The sequence below is a fragment of the Leucobacter sp. CX169 genome (genome assembly GCF_017161405.1).
Classification (GTDB): domain Bacteria; phylum Actinomycetota; class Actinomycetes; order Actinomycetales; family Microbacteriaceae; genus Cx-87.
The window spans coordinates 2248303-2262562 of the sequence record NZ_CP071051.1 but is presented as its reverse complement, the minus strand read 5'-3'; the positions used below and the strand labels follow the sequence as shown (position 1 = coordinate 2262562).

The 14260-nt window shown below is 67.9% G+C and carries 13 protein-coding genes; 12 read left to right on the top strand and 1 reads right to left on the bottom strand.

Going from position 1 to position 14260, the window contains the following annotated elements:
- Positions 1 to 92: 92 nt before the first annotated feature.
- The 8 genes from JW030_RS10370 (at position 93) to JW030_RS10335 (ending at position 9696) form a co-directional block, all read left to right on the top strand.
- Positions 93 to 2261, top strand: a complete 2169-nt coding sequence (locus JW030_RS10370) for a primosomal protein (RefSeq protein ID WP_188046650.1) — start codon at positions 93 to 95, stop codon at positions 2259 to 2261.
- Between the two features lie 2 nt (positions 2262 to 2263).
- Positions 2264 to 3298 carry an HAD-IIA family hydrolase gene (locus JW030_RS10365; RefSeq protein ID WP_188046651.1) on the top strand — a complete coding sequence of 345 codons (1035 nt, stop codon included), beginning with the start codon at positions 2264 to 2266 and terminating at the stop codon, positions 3296 to 3298.
- 147 nt (positions 3299 to 3445) lie between these two features.
- Positions 3446 to 3985: a gluconokinase gene (locus JW030_RS10360; RefSeq protein WP_241095418.1), complete on the top strand. Its 540-nt coding sequence runs from the start codon at positions 3446 to 3448 to the stop codon at positions 3983 to 3985.
- Entirely contained in the window at positions 3982 to 5073 is a 1092-nt protein-coding gene (locus JW030_RS10355; protein WP_188046652.1) for an ABC transporter ATP-binding protein, read from the top strand. Before JW030_RS10360 ends, JW030_RS10355 begins: the two co-directional genes overlap by 4 nt.
- A 28-nt stretch (positions 5074 to 5101) precedes the next feature.
- Entirely contained in the window at positions 5102 to 6247 is a 1146-nt protein-coding gene (locus JW030_RS10350; RefSeq protein WP_188046653.1) for a spermidine/putrescine ABC transporter substrate-binding protein, read from the top strand.
- Entirely contained in the window at positions 6247 to 7197 is a 951-nt protein-coding gene (locus tag JW030_RS10345; protein ID WP_188046654.1) for an ABC transporter permease, read from the top strand. Before JW030_RS10350 ends, JW030_RS10345 begins: the two co-directional genes overlap by 1 nt.
- Complete coding sequence (locus JW030_RS10340) at positions 7194 to 8051, top strand: ABC transporter permease (protein WP_188046655.1); 858 nt, start codon at positions 7194 to 7196, stop codon at positions 8049 to 8051. Before JW030_RS10345 ends, JW030_RS10340 begins: the two co-directional genes overlap by 4 nt.
- Before the next feature lie 22 nt (positions 8052 to 8073).
- Positions 8074 to 9696 carry an amidohydrolase gene (locus tag JW030_RS10335; protein ID WP_188046656.1) on the top strand — a complete coding sequence of 541 codons (1623 nt, stop codon included), beginning with the start codon at positions 8074 to 8076 and terminating at the stop codon, positions 9694 to 9696.
- Between the two features lie 11 nt (positions 9697 to 9707).
- Here JW030_RS10335 and JW030_RS10330 read toward each other — a convergent pair whose 3' ends face one another.
- On the bottom strand, positions 9708 to 10454 hold the full coding sequence (locus JW030_RS10330; RefSeq protein WP_188046657.1) for a FadR/GntR family transcriptional regulator: 747 nt from the start codon (positions 10452 to 10454) through the stop codon (positions 9708 to 9710).
- A gap of 38 nt (positions 10455 to 10492) precedes the next feature.
- On the opposite strand from JW030_RS10330, the gene JW030_RS10325 reads away from it, so the two are divergent.
- The 4 genes from JW030_RS10325 to recN all read left to right on the top strand — a co-directional run bounded on the left by JW030_RS10325 (position 10493) and on the right by recN (position 14260).
- Positions 10493 to 10687, top strand: coding sequence for a hypothetical protein (locus JW030_RS10325; protein ID WP_188046687.1), 195 nt, complete (start codon positions 10493 to 10495; stop codon positions 10685 to 10687).
- Positions 10688 to 10773: 86 nt separating this feature from the next.
- A complete protein-coding gene (locus tag JW030_RS10320; protein ID WP_188046686.1) occupies positions 10774 to 11577 on the top strand; it encodes a TlyA family RNA methyltransferase in 804 nt (267 codons plus the stop codon).
- A 47-nt stretch (positions 11578 to 11624) separates the two neighbouring features.
- A complete protein-coding gene (locus JW030_RS10315; RefSeq protein WP_188046658.1) occupies positions 11625 to 12575 on the top strand; it encodes an NAD kinase in 951 nt (316 codons plus the stop codon).
- Complete coding sequence (gene recN / locus JW030_RS10310) at positions 12572 to 14260, top strand: DNA repair protein RecN (protein WP_188046659.1); 1689 nt, start codon at positions 12572 to 12574, stop codon at positions 14258 to 14260. Before JW030_RS10315 ends, recN begins: the two co-directional genes overlap by 4 nt.

Sequence of the window (14260 nt, the reverse complement as noted above, 5' to 3'; positions counted from 1 at the left end):
GAAGATTACCATTGCTGGTAGCTTCGGTCCTGAGCGGCCTTTTCTGATTTCTAGACAGTGATTTGGGCACGACGCCCGCGGGAGGAAACCTCATGAACGACCGGTCGAATGGTAGCTACGACGGCAACGACCGAGCCCGACGCGACGGCAACCGTCCCGACGGGAATCGTTCCGACCGCGGACGTCCCAACTCTGAGAACCGTGGCGCCCCTCGTAGCGGCGACGGCGCCCAGCGTCCCTACCGTGAGGGGGGCAACAGCGGCGGCGCTTCCCGCGGTGGCAGCACGGGCGGCGGATACCGTGGCGGCAATGCCGGTGGCGGCTCCGGCAGCACGGGTGGAGGCTACCGCGGAGGAAACTCTGGCGGCGGGAGCTCGAACGGTGGCTACCGCGGCGGCGACCGAGATCGTGGTCCGCAGCGCGACAACCGCGGCGGCCCGGCAGATCGACGCGACTTCCGCGACGACCGCCCGAAGCGTGACTTCGGCGGCGATCGCCCCCAGCGTCCGTACAACAGCGACCGTCCGCAGCGTTCGTTCGACGGGCCGAAGCGTGAGTACAACAATGACCGTCCTCAGCGTTCCTTTGACGGCCCTAAGCGCGACTTCAACAACGATCGCCCGAAGCGCAGCTTCGACGGTCCCAAGCGCGAGTTTGGCGGCGATCGTCCGCAGCGTCCGTACAACAATGATCGTCCGCAGCGTTCGTTCGATGATCGCCCGAAGCGTGACTACAACAGCGATCGTCCGCAGCGTCCGTACAACAATGATCGTCCGCAGCGTTCGTTCGATGATCGCCCGAAGCGTGACTACAACAGCGATCGTCCGCAGCGTCCGTACAACAATGATCGTCCGCAGCGCTCGTCCGACGGACCCAAGCGTGAGTACAACAATGACCGTCCTCAGCGTTCCTTTGACGGCCCCAAGCGCGACTTCAACAACGATCGCCCGAAGCGCAGCTTCGACGGTCCCAAGCGCGAGTTTGGCGGCGATCGTCCGCAGCGTCCGTACAACAGCGATCGCCCCCAGCGTTCGTTCGATGGTCCCAAGCGCGAGTACAACAGCGATCGTCCGAAGCGCAGCTTCGACGGTGACCGTCCCCGCCGCGATGGCGATCGCCCCGAGCGCTCCTTCGACCGTGATCGTCCGCAGCGCGACGGCGGCTTCAGCCGCGACAACGCACGCAGCGGGGGAGACAGCTTCGGCCGTGGCGGTACCCGCGGCGGCGGACGTTCGGATCGCGGCGGCGTGGATCGCGAATGGACTGAGGCCGAGCGCCTCCAGCACGAGCTGCGCCCCGTGCGCTCGGAGCACTGGGATCCGTCGATCCCGGAAGAGGTCGTCGCAAAGGACCTGCACCCCGGCGCCCGCAACGAGCTGAAGACGCTCGAGAAGGACCTTGCTGACGTCGTCGCGCGGCACCTCGCGATGGTCGGGATCCTGATCGATACCGATCCTGAGCTCGCCCACCAGCACGCCATCTCGGCGTCGCGGAAGGCTGGCCGGATCCCCGTGACTCGCGAGACCCTCGCGATCACCTCATACGTGAACGGCGACTTCGCCACCGCGCTGCGCGAGCTGCGTACCTACCGCCGCTTGTCGGGTTCCGAGCAGCAGCTCGCGATGATGATCGACTGCGAGCGCGCGCTCGGGCGGCCGGAGAAGGCCATCGAGACCGGCCACGGCGTCGAGGTCAAGACCCTGTCGACCGACGTGCAGGTGCAGGTCGCGATCGCGATGTCCGGTGCTCGCCTGGACTTGGGCCAGACCCAGCAGGCGCTGTTCGAGCTCGAAATTCCTCAGCTCGATCCGCAGCGCGCCTTCTCGTGGAGCCCCGAGCTCTTCGCCGCGTATGCTGCAGTGCTCAGTGACCTCGGTCGTGATCGCGAGGCAGCGCAGTGGCAGAAGCGTGCCGAGGTCGCCGAGGCGGCCCTCGAGGAGAAGTTCGGCGGCGCCGAACTCGAGGTGTTCGAGGTAGTCGAGGAGTACTCGTACGCAAACGACTGGGCGGGCGTCGAGATTGACGATGCGCCTCGTCACGTGGCCGAGGAGTCGCCGGCTGACGAGTTTGTGGGGCAGCCGGTCGACGTGGTCGAGAAGTCCGTGGTCGAGAATTCGGAGACGGAGGTGCTTGAAGCCGAAGTTGCTGCCGAGACTCACGCCGGCGTCGAGGTCGCTCCTGAAGCCGACGCCGAGACCGAAGCCGGCAGCGCCCCAACGGCGGAGCCCGCAGGGCAGGCCGAGCCGAGCGAGCAGGAGTAGTCGTGGCGCTCTTTCGTCGCGCCGCCGCAGGTGCTGCGCCGATCGAGGGACGCGAGCTCGTACTCGCTGACCTCGACGGCGTCGTCTACCGCGGGCCGCTGGCGCTCCCTGGGGCCGTTGATGCGCTGAACCGTGCCTCGGAGACCGTACGACTCGGCTACGTCACGAATAACGCGTCGCGGACCGATGTCGCGGTGGCCGAGCAGCTCACCTCGCTCGGGCTGCACACCACCGCTGCAGACGTGGTGACGTCGCCGCAGGCGGCGGTCATGCTGCTGGCCGAGCACGTGCCAGCACACGCCCTGGTGCTCGTCGTCGGTGGCGAAGGCGTGGTCGATGAGCTTACGAAGGCCGGCTACCGCGTCACGCGCAGCGCGGAGGACAACCCCGATGCGGTCGTGCAGGGCTTTGCCCCGCAGGTTGGCTGGGAGCACCTTGCCGAGGCGGCGTTCGCGCTCGCCGAGCGCCCGGGCCAGCCGCCGCTGCCCTGGATCGCGACGAACACCGACTGGACGATTCCGGTTGCGCGCGGGATGGCGCCCGGAAACGGGACGCTTGTTTCGGCCGTCCACACCGCGGTCCAGCGGCTCCCGGTCTTTGCGGGAAAGCCCGAACGTGCAATCTTCGACACGGCGATCGAGCGGTTCGGCACGCGCAACGCGCTGATGCTGGGCGACCGCCTCGACACGGATATCAAGGGCGCGATCGCCGCAGGGATCCCTTCACTGCACGTGCTCACCGGCGCGGATCGTCCCAAGCAGCTCGTTGCCGCCTCAGCGGACATGCGGCCTGACTATATTGTGGCAAGCCTCGCCGATCTGCACCTGCCCTACCCCGAGACGGAGCGCATGCGCGACGGCAGCCACCGGGTCGGTCGGTCGCGCGTGCGCATGAACGCCAACGTGGTCGAGATCGTCGCTGAGGGCGACTCCCAGATCGATCTCCTGCGCGCGGGCTGCGCGGCGATCTGGTCGTCCGGCCTCGCGATCTACGGGCTGCGCGTGCCCGAGGCGTTGTACGCCGACCACTGGCTGTAGCACTCCCAGTGCCCGGCGAGCCGGCGCCCGGCGTGATCTCGCCGGGCGCTGTGCTTCCGCGCTCAACTCCTTACATCTGCTCTTTGCCAAACTTGACGATCTATAAATATGGTTTATTGTTGAGTGAGCTGCAACGAGGGGACGCGGATGGCACAGGTGCCGGTAGTGATCATGGGCGTTTCTGGCGCGGGTAAAAGTACCGTGGGAGAGGCGTTGGCGGCCCTGTTGGGCCGTCCGTTCATCGACGCGGATCACCTGCACCCCGCCGAGAACCGGCGCAAGATGGAAGCGGAGACCCCGTTGAACGACGCCGACCGGGAGCCCTGGTTGCGCATCGTGGGGCTTGCAATCGCCGCGGGATCGCGGGACGGCTCCGCGCCGGTCGTCGCATGTTCGGCGCTGAAGCTGAGCTACCGCACGCTGCTGCGCGCTTACAGCCCGGAACTGGCGTTTGTGCACCTGGATGGGGACTCGCGCGTGATCTCCTCACGCCTTGCCGAACGCAGTCACGACTACATGCCCGCGAGCCTGCTGAACTCCCAGCTCAACACGCTCGAATCGCCGGCCGGCGAACCCGGCGTGGCCTGCTTGGAGATCGACCGCCCGGTCGAAGAGATCGCCGCAGCCGCCGCCGACTGGCTGCGCACGCTCGAAGCTGCACATGAACATCTGGAGGAGACGCGATGAGTACCCCTGTACCCAACGGTTCAACGCTCGAGCTGCGCGGGATCACCAAGCGCTTCGGAAACTCCACGGTGGTTGACGCGCTCGACCTCCAGCTCAACCCGGGGGAGTTCGTCTCGCTCCTCGGCCCGTCAGGCTGCGGCAAGACAACCACGCTGCGCATGATCGCCGGGTTCGAGCAGCCAAATGCGGGCGAGATCCTGCTAGACGGCGAGAGCATTACGGGCCTTCCCGCGAACAAGCGCGAGGTAAACACTGTCTTCCAGTCCTACGCATTATTCCCGCACCTCACCGTCGCCGGGAACGTCGCGTACGGCCTGCGTCAGCGACGCATTTCGAAGTCGGAGATCGCCGAGCGGGTCGCCGACGTGCTGCAGCTCGTGCGACTTGAGCGTTTCGCGGACCGCAAGCCCGCTCAGCTCTCGGGCGGTCAGCAGCAGCGCGTCGCCCTCGCCCGTGCGCTCGTCAACCGCCCGCGCGTGCTGCTGCTCGATGAGCCGCTCGCGGCACTCGACCGGCAGCTGCGCGAAGAGGTCCAAATCGAGCTGCGCCTCATCCAGACCCGACTGCGCACCACTTTCCTGTTCGTCACCCACGACCAGGGCGAGGCGCTCGCGATGAGCGACCGAGTCGCCATTATGAATGGCGGCAGGATCGAGCAGCTCGATGACCCCGAGACCGTGTACGAGCGCCCCGCGAGCCGCTTCGTGGCAGGGTTTGTCGGCCAGCAGAACTTCTTCGACGACGTCCGCGCCGAGGGTGACGGGCTGCTCGTCACTGGTGACGGGGTGCGCTTCCACAGTGTGGCCGGGCCCCGATCGGGCTCGGTGACGGTTGCCATCCGGCCCGAGGCAATCTCGCTCGCGCCGGAGTCGGTGCACGCCCCGATCAACGCCGTGGCGGGCACGGTCGAGGCCGTAAATACCCTGGGCGATGCCCGTCAGTACGTCGTGCGGACACCCGCTGGCGCGACGCTGATCACCCGGGCCGCGCGCACCGTCGACCCGCACCGCTTCGCCGCGGGCGACCGCGTCCTCGCGTCGTGGCAGTCCGAGCACGTCGCCGTCTTCCCCGCAGTATCCGCCGTCTGACCCCGTCTATCTCAAGGGAGAGAATCTCATGACCGAATCACGCATTCCCAAGATCCTTGTTCCGCGCGCCCGTGAGTTGGAGCTGACCCGTCGGCTCTTCCTCGGCGGCATCGTCGGGGCGGGCGCGACGCTTGCGCTCGCGGCCTGTGCCCCGAGCGGCTCGGGCACGTCCGGTGGCGGCGCTGGCGCCGGCACGATGCGCGTGTACTCCTGGGCTGGCTATGACGACCCCACGAACGTCAAGGAGTTCGGCAAGAAGGTCGCCATTGACTCGTACTCCTCCAATGAGGAAATGATCGCGAAGCTCGTTGCAGCGCGCGGCACGAGCGGCTACGACATGGTGATCCCCACGGGTGTGTTCGTGCCGCAGATGGCGGAGAACGACCTTCTGGAGAAGCTCGACCTCAGCCGTCTGAAGAATATTGGCAACGTCGATGCTGCATTCATGGGCCAGGAGTGGGACCCCGACAATAGCTACACCGTGCCGAAGTTCTGGGGCACGACCGGCTTCGCGTATGACACCCGAGTGATTACGCGCGACCTCGTCTCGTGGGATGACTTCATCGACGCGGCCCAGAACGAGGCGAGCGGGCGCACGTCGCTCGCCGATGACCCGGGCGAGATCTGCTCGATTCTGTGCTTCGCTCGAGGCTGGAACCAGAGTACGCAGGACAAGGGTGAACTCGAGCAGATCCGCAAGTTCCTCGTGGACGACCTCGCCCCGCACATCTCGGCGTTCGACTCGGCCCCGGGCGGCGGCGCCATTCCCCAGGGGTCGCAGGCCCTCGTACACACCTGGAACGGTGAGGCCCGCCGGGGAATCCTGGCGAGCGGCGACCCCGATCGTTGGAAGTGGGTGCTGCCGACGCCTGAGACGAACCTCTGGACCGACAACTGGGCCATCGTCAAGGGCGCGAAGAACATCGATGCCGCGTACGAGTTCATCGACTTCTCGCTGGGCATCGAGGAGTCTGCGCGGAACACGGAGTTCGTCGGGTACGGCACCGGAATCGGCGCCTCGCAGGACGAGCTGGTGGCGCGCGACGTCGAGCTGCTCGACATGATCTTCCCCTCCGAGGAGGAGAAGGCGCGCATGTACACCGGCCAGATCAACGCCGCCCAGGAGACGCGCATGGCGATCGTCTCCGAGATGAAGGCGCGCGCGGGAGCCTGATGAGCGCGGCGAGAACTCGGACCTCCGGCGCCGAGCAGCGCGGCACGGCTGCGCTGCTCGCGGCGCCGGGGATGGCGTGGATGCTGCTGTTCTTTGCGGTCCCCATTTTGGTGGTGGTCTGGTACAGCTTCGGGCAAAAGCCGGGGCTCTATGGCACCCACGACAACTCCGTGCTCTCGCTCGCGCGCTACGGCGAGGCGCTCAGCGGCGCCTTCCTGCAGACGTTCGCGAACACCCTGCAGATTGCGGCGATCGGCACGTTCATTTGCTTGCTGATCTCGGTGCCGTTCGCGTATTGGCTCGCCGTGAAGGTGAGCGCGCGCTGGCGTTACGTCGTGCTCGCGCTCGTACTGGTGCCGTACTGGACAAACTTCCTCATCCGCACGATCGGCTGGCAGATTCTGCTCGCGCCCGAGGGGCCGGTCACACTGTTCCTGCGTGAGGCGGGTCTCGTGGACGCGGCGTTCTCGATGCTGTACACGAAGGGCGCCGTCCAGCTCGGCGTCGTCTACAACTACCTGCCGCTCATGATCCTGCCGATCTTCGTCGCCATGGAGCGGCTCACGCCCGCCATGCGTGAAGCCAGCAAAGACCTGGGCGCCGGCCGCTGGGGCACCTTCCGGCAGGTGACCCTTCCACTCGCGCTGCCCGGCATTCTGGCCGGCATGTTGCTTGTTTTCATCCCGTTGATGGGTGATTACATCACCGCGCAGGTGCTTGGCGGCGCGAAGGGGAACATGGTCGGCCAGATGATTGCGGGGCAGTTCCAGCAGGGTCAGAACTGGGCGCTCGGCTCGGCGATGTCGGTCACGCTGATCCTGGTCACGGTGCTCACGATCGCACTGGTCGCCGCCGTGGGCGTGGGGTGCGCCGTGGTGCAGCGTGCGCGCCGCCGCCTGCCCATCGAGCGCTCGTCCGCAGCTCTCGCACACACCAAGGAGTCCGCATGACCACGAACCCGCGCCCGCGTGGCCGCGGCGGTGACCTCGCGCTTCGGATCTTCGGGATCCTGGTGTTGGTCTTCCTGTTCGCGCCGCTCGCCGTCATCGTCGTGTACTCCTTCAACACCGGGCGCCTGCTCGGCGCATGGGAGGGGTTCGGGTTTAACGCCTACGAGGCGGCCTTCCAGACGCCAGAGATCCTGCACGCCGTCGGCGTCTCGCTGCGTGCGAGCGTGATCGCAACGCTGATCTCCACGCTGCTCGGTTCGCTGCTCGGTGTCGCGATCGGGATGCGCACGGGGACGCTCGCGTCTGTGGTCATGGCTGTCCTCGCCCTCGTACTCGTCACTCCCGAGATCGTGCAGGCCGTATCGCTGATGCCGTGGCTCACCTCGTTGAGCGTGGACTTCGGCGTGGCGATCCTGAACGACGGGCTGTTGCGCCTCGCGATCGGACACTCACTCTTTGCTACCGCCGTCGTGTCATTCTTGGTGCGTGGGCGCGTGCGCGCGCTCGACCCGGCTTTGACCGAGGCCGCCTCCGACCTGTACGCGACGCGCTGGAACAGCTTCCGGCAGATCCTCCTTCCGCAGCTCGCCCCGGCCATCGGGGCGGGGGCGCTCATGGCGTTCACCTTGAGCCTCGACAACACCATCATCTCGGCGTTCGTGCAGACCACCGGAAACACCCCGTGGCCCGTGTACGTGCTGAGCTCGCTGCGCTCCGGGCTGCGCCCCGAGCTCGCGGCGATGGCGACCGTCATGCTCATCGCGACCCTCGCGCTGCTCGCGCTCGCCGCTGCCATCCTGGCGCGCGGGACCTCCACAGCCAGCGCCGCCCGAGCCCTCGTCGGCTCGGAGTAGACACGACCGAAAGGAGCCGCGGGTGACTTCTGCGCTCACACTCATCAACTGCAAGCTGCCACTCACCGACGGCGGACGCGAACGCTTCGCGGTGCGGGTCGCGAACGAGCGGATTGTCGAGATCGTGCCGATGGCGGAGCTTGCACCCGATGACGGCACGTTCTTCGACGTCGCGGGTCGTAGCGTGTTGCCCGGGTTCACCGACGCCCACGTCCACCTTGTCGAGTCCGGTATCGAACTGGCACGTTGCGACCTCTCTGCCAGCCGCAGCCGTGCCCACGCGGTCGAGCTGATTGAGTCGTACTGCGCGCGCTCGCCCGAGCAGCCCTGGATCATCGGACGGGGCTGGTCGCTCGATCACTTCACCGACACAACGACGATGCTCGCTGAGCTCGACCGGTCCACAGGGGAGCGCCCGGCGTACCTGTGCAACAAAGACGGACACAGCGCCTGGGTGAATTCCGCCGCGCTGCGACTGGCCGAGATCACACAAGACACGCAGGATCCTGCCGGGGGCAAGATCGAACGGGACGCCGAGGGCAACCCGGTCGGCCTGCTGCACGAGGCCGCGATGCTGCTCGTGGCCGACCTGCTCCCACCGCTGGACGACGATACCCGTTTCCAGGGACTCGTCACCGGCCAACAGCACTTCTTCTCGCTCGGGATCACCGGGTGGCAGGAGGCCATCGTCGGCGACTTCGTGCCGACCACCGACATCGAACGCTGCTACCGGCGCGCCGTCGACACGGGCGCGCTGTTGGGGCAAGTCACTGGTAACCTCTGGCTGCCGCGCGAGGACCCGATGGGTGCGCTGTCAGAGCTCATCACGCGCCGAACGGCGTTCGGCGAGACTGAGCGTTTCCGCATCAACGGCGTGAAGATCATGTACGACGGGGTGTGCGAAACGCTCACCGGTGCCGTGTCGATTCCCTATCTCGACGGCGAGAGCGAGCCGAACCTCGGCATCACGTTCTTTGACCCCGAGGAGCTCGCGCCGGTCGTGCTCGAGCTCGAGCGGGCTGGCTTCGATATTCACGCGCACGTCATCGGGGACCGGGCGACCGACGAAATGCTCTCGATGATCGAGGCGGCCCAGGCGGTCAGCCCCGCGCGCGATCGGCGCCACCAATTGGCCCACCTGCAGGTGTTGAACGAGGCGCTCATCCGGCGGATGGCGCTCAGTGGAGTCATCGCGAACATCCAGCCTTACTGGGCGCAAGGCGACGCCCAGATGACCGAGATGACGCTGCCGTTCCTTGATCCGTCGTTGCACAGTCACCAATATGCGTTCCGCTCGCTCGAGCACGCCGGGATTCCGCTCGCATTCGGCTCGGACTGGCCCGTCACGACGCCGAACCCGATGGATTGGATTCACGTCGCCGTGAACCGCGCCTACCCGGGGGACTCCGAAGCCCCGTTCCTCCCGCACGAGGCGCTTTCGCGGGAGAGTGCCCTGCTCGCCGCGACGAGCGGCGCTGCCTACGCCGTCCGGCAGGAGGACCTCCGCGGCGCGCTCGAGCCTGGCCTGCTCGCGGACCTCGTAGTGCTCGACGCAGACCTGTCCCTGATCGCGGATCAGGAATTGCACGCGGTGCGGGTCGACGCAACGTTCGTGCGCGGCGAACTCGTGTTCACTCGGGAATAGCCCCGAGCGGGCTACGCGGCGGGAGTTCCCGCGGGGGCCTCGGCGAGTACGGAGGGGCGCGGCAGGTGCGACCAGGTCTGCGAGACCTCGGCCGCCGTGCGGCGCATAATGCGGTCCATCGCGGAGTGCGCCGCCGCGGCGTCCTGTGACCAGATCGCCTCGGCGACACGTACGTGCAACTCGAGCGCTTCCTCGTGAGGATGGTGTGGCATCAGGCCCTGCTCGGTGCGGGCGGTGAGCACCTCGGCGATCACGCTATCGAGCTGCGCGAACATCTCGTTGCCGCTGGCCGCGAGCACGAGCCGGTGAAATGCGATGTCGAGCGCGAGGAACTGGGTGAGATCGCCCGCGCGGCCGACCTCGCGCATCTCGACGGAAAGCTTGAGGAGTTTCGCAGCAGTGCGGTCGTCGCGAAACAGCGCCGCCATCTCGGCGGCCTTGGGCTCGACGGCCGAACGCAGCTCGGTCAACGAGCGGAGCTGGCCGCCGGCGGAGCCGACGGCCAGCCGCCACCGAATGATGAGGGGGTCGTAGAGATTCCAAGCGGTCGACGGTAGTACACGGATGCCGACCCGTTTCGTAGTGGCGACCATGCCGAGGGACTGTAAGACGCGAACCGCCTCGCGCACCACCGGCCGAGACACGCCCTGATCGCGCGCGATCTGATCGGCGAGAAGGATCGTCCCAGCGGGAAAGAGTCCCGTCATGATGCCGGTTCCGAGCTGCTGCAGGAGTTGGTCGTGCAGTGTCGGGGCCATGGCCCCATCGTAGTGCGTTCACCAGATACGCTGGGGCTATGAACGAAGTCGAGCCGCGAGAAACGGGGGCCGCACGGTCATCGGAGGCCGCCCCCTCTGGCCCCGCCGAGGACGGCCTGTTGGGTCGCATCGAGGTCATCGAGGCCCAGCCGCTCGCGGAGCGCGCCGCGCAGTTCGACCAGGTGTACGAGGAGCTGCTCGCGGAGCTGCAGGCCGGTGACGGCGCTCGGTGACGGTTGAACAGCACGGCCCTTCTTCCGAGAAAGACTCCGCCGGAAACGAGCGCGCCTGGACCGAACGTGTCTGGGCCGGGGAGCCGGTGCGCCTTGATCGCGCACTCGCCGAGAGTGGGCTCGCCCGTTCGCGCAGCCACGCCGCCGAACTGATCGCTGCTGCGCGCACCCGGGTCAACGGGCGGGTTGCGGCGAAGGCGTCGGAGAAGGTGCCAGACGGCGCGATGCTCTCCGCCGCCGATCTCGACCACTACGTCAGCCGGGGCGCCCACAAGCTCGTTGCCGGCCTCGATGCGTTCAGCGTCGACCCGGCGGGGCGCCTCGCGCTCGATGTGGGCGCGTCGACCGGCGGGTTCACGCAGGTCTTGCTCGAACGCGGCGCCCGCGCCGTGCTCGCGATCGACGTGGGTCACGATCAGCTGTCCGTGGAGTTGCGGGGCGACCCCAGGATCCGGCTGGTGGAGGGCCTGAACGCGCGCGAAATGACGGCCGCCGGACTCGCCGAGGCGACGGGGGAGCCCGCGCCGCCCGAGGTGATCGTCGCCGACCTGTCGTTCATCGCCCTGCCGCTCGTGCTTCCCGCGATGGTCTCGGTGGCGGCTGAGACGGCCGACTTCGTGCTCCTGATCAAGCCGCAGTTCGAGGTGGGTCGGTCAGGGATTCGCGACGGGATTGTCGTCGACCCAGCTCGCCGTGCGAACGCCATCCGTGGGGTACTCGCCGCCGCCTTCACCCTTGGCCTGCGTACCCAGGGACTGATCCCGTCACCGATTGTCGGTGGTGCAGGCAATCGTGAGTATGTCGTCCATTTCACTCGCGGGCGTGGCCCGAGCGATTCGGGCGGCGATCCGACAGAATGGGACGCACGGATCCGCGCGCTCGCCGCGTGAGCCGACGGCCGCGCCTTGCCGGTCGACACCGAGGATGAGGAGGACGCATGACGCACGACGCAGACGCGAACCGGCGGATCCTCGTGGTGTCCCACACCGCTCGTCCGGAGGCGATCGAGGCGACCCTCGAGGTGGTCGCGGCGCTGACTGCCGCAGGGGTCACCGTGGTCATGGACCCGGAGGACCGGGTCGAATTTGCCCCCCACCTCCCGCTCGAACGAACCTCTGAACTGCACTCTGAAACTCCCGTGTCCGAGGTCGAGATTGCGATTGTGCTCGGCGGCGACGGCACGATCCTGCGCGCGGCCGAGCTGGTGCGCGAGTCGAGTTGCCCCATCGTGGGCGTCAACCTTGGCCATGTCGGGTTCCTCGCCGAAATGGAGCGGCACGACCTCACTGCCACCGTCGAGCGGGTGCTTGCCCGCGCGTACACGGTCGAGGAGCGCGTCACGCTGCTCGTGCGCGCGAGCCTCGACGGCGAGCTGATCGCGGAGTCGTGGGCGGTCAACGAGGCCAGCGTCGAGAAGCGTCAGCGCATGCTCGAGGTCGCCGTCGGGGTCGATGGTCGCCCGCTGTCGTCGTTCGGCTGTGACGGGGTCGTGCTGGCGACCCCCACCGGATCAACCGCGTACGCCTTTTCCGCTGGAGGGCCGGTGGTCTGGCCGAGCGTGCAGGCGATGCTGCTCGTCCCAATTGCGGCGCACGCCCTCTTTAACCGTCCACTCGTGGTCGGCCCCGAGTCGGTGCTCACCGTCGAGATTCTTCCCGAGAGCACCGGCCACGGCGTGCTCTGGTGCGACGGCCGCCGCCGCACCGAGCTGCCTGCAGGCTCCGTCGTCGAGGTGCGGCGATCGCCGCAACCCGTGCGTCTCGCGCGCCTGGACGAGGCCGTGTTTACCGACCGGCTTGTCAACAAGTTCCACCTTCCCGTCTCGGGCTGGCGCGGCACTCGCGCCACCGAGCCGGCAATGGGCCTCGCCGAGGGGGAGCACGTATGATCGACGAACTCCAGATCCGGGACCTCGGGGTGATCGCCAATGCGCGCCTGCCCCTCGGCCCCGGCTTCACCGCGATCACTGGTGAGACCGGCGCGGGCAAGACGATGGTCGTCACGGCGCTCGGTCTGCTCATGGGCCAGCGCAGCGACGCCGGCGCGGTGCGCACGGGCGCCGCGCAGGCGCGAGTGACGGGCATCGTGCGCACGCAGGATCCGCAGGTCGCCGAGATCGTGGACGACGCGGGCGGCGAGGTCGAGGACGGCGAGCTCGTGCTCGGCCGGACGGTGAGCGCCGAGGGGCGCAGCCGCGCGAGCGTCGGCGGAGCGACCGCACCCGTCGGCACGCTGAACCGTCTCGCCGATCGGCTGTTTGCCGTTCACGGCCAGTCCGAGCAGCTGCGACTCAAGTCCTCGGCGGCCCAGCGCGACACACTCGACCGGTTCGGGGGAGCGACGCTCGCCGCCGCCCTTGATGAGTACCGCATCGCATATCGCGAGCGCCGGGAGCTCGCCGCCGCCCACGCAGAGCTCGCGGAGGCGCGCGACGAGCGCGAACGCGAGGCTGCCCGCCTGCGCGCAGAGCTCGACGAGATCGCTGAGGTCGAACCCGTCGTGGGCGAGGACGTCGAACTCACGCAGCGCATCGAGCGACTTGGCAACGTCGAGGAACTACGCACGGCAAGCCTCGCCGCCCACGAGGCTCTGACCAGCGAGTCCGACGACCCCTTCCGGCGCGACGCGGCGGGACTGATCGCCGAGGCCGAACACGAGCTCGATCGCGTTGCCGGGCACGACCCGCGCCTTGCAGCCATGCTCGAGACGGTGCGCGCCATCGGTTTCCAGCTCCACGATGTCGCCCAAGGTCTTTCCGGCTACGTCAGCGATCTCGATGAGGAAGGGCCGAGCGAGCTGGCGCGGGCGAACGAACGCCTCGCCAGCCTGACGAGCCTGACGCGAAAGTACGGCGCGGATGCCGCCGCGGTCGTGGCCTACGCGGAGGTCGGGTCGACTCGTCTGCTTGAGCTCGACGGAGACGATGATCGGATCGGCGAACTCGCCGCGCGGCTCGCTGGCGCTGAGGCACGTCTCGCCGCTCTCGCCACGGCCCTCACCGAGCTGCGCCGGGCCGCCGCGGTTGAGCTCGGGGCTCAGGTCAGCGCAGAGCTGCGCCAGCTGGCGCTGCCCGACGCCGAGTTTCGCGTCGATGTGCTGCCCGCCGAGCCAGGTATCAGCGGCGCCGATGAAGTGCTCTTGCTGTTGCGGCCTCACCCGGGGGCAGAGCCGCGCCCCATCGCGAAGGGTGCATCAGGCGGCGAGCTCTCGCGCGTCATGCTTGCACTCGAGGTCGTCATCGCCGGGGTGGACCCGGTGCCGACGTTCGTCTTTGACGAGGTGGACGCCGGCGTCGGCGGGGCAGCCGCTATCGAGATTGGTCGCCGGCTCGAGCGGCTCGCCCGAACGTCGCAGGTCATCGTCGTCACGCATCTCGCTCAGGTCGCCGCATTTGCCGGGAACCACCTCCAGGTGGCAAAGGACTCCGCCGGAGGGTTCACCGAGAGCAGCTGCCGCGCGCTTGACGGCGATGCCCGACTGGCAGAAATGGCGCGCCTGCTCTCGGGCATGAGCGACTCGTCGAGTGCGTTGGAGCACGCCGCGGAACTGCTGGCGCTTCGCGGAGCGAAATAG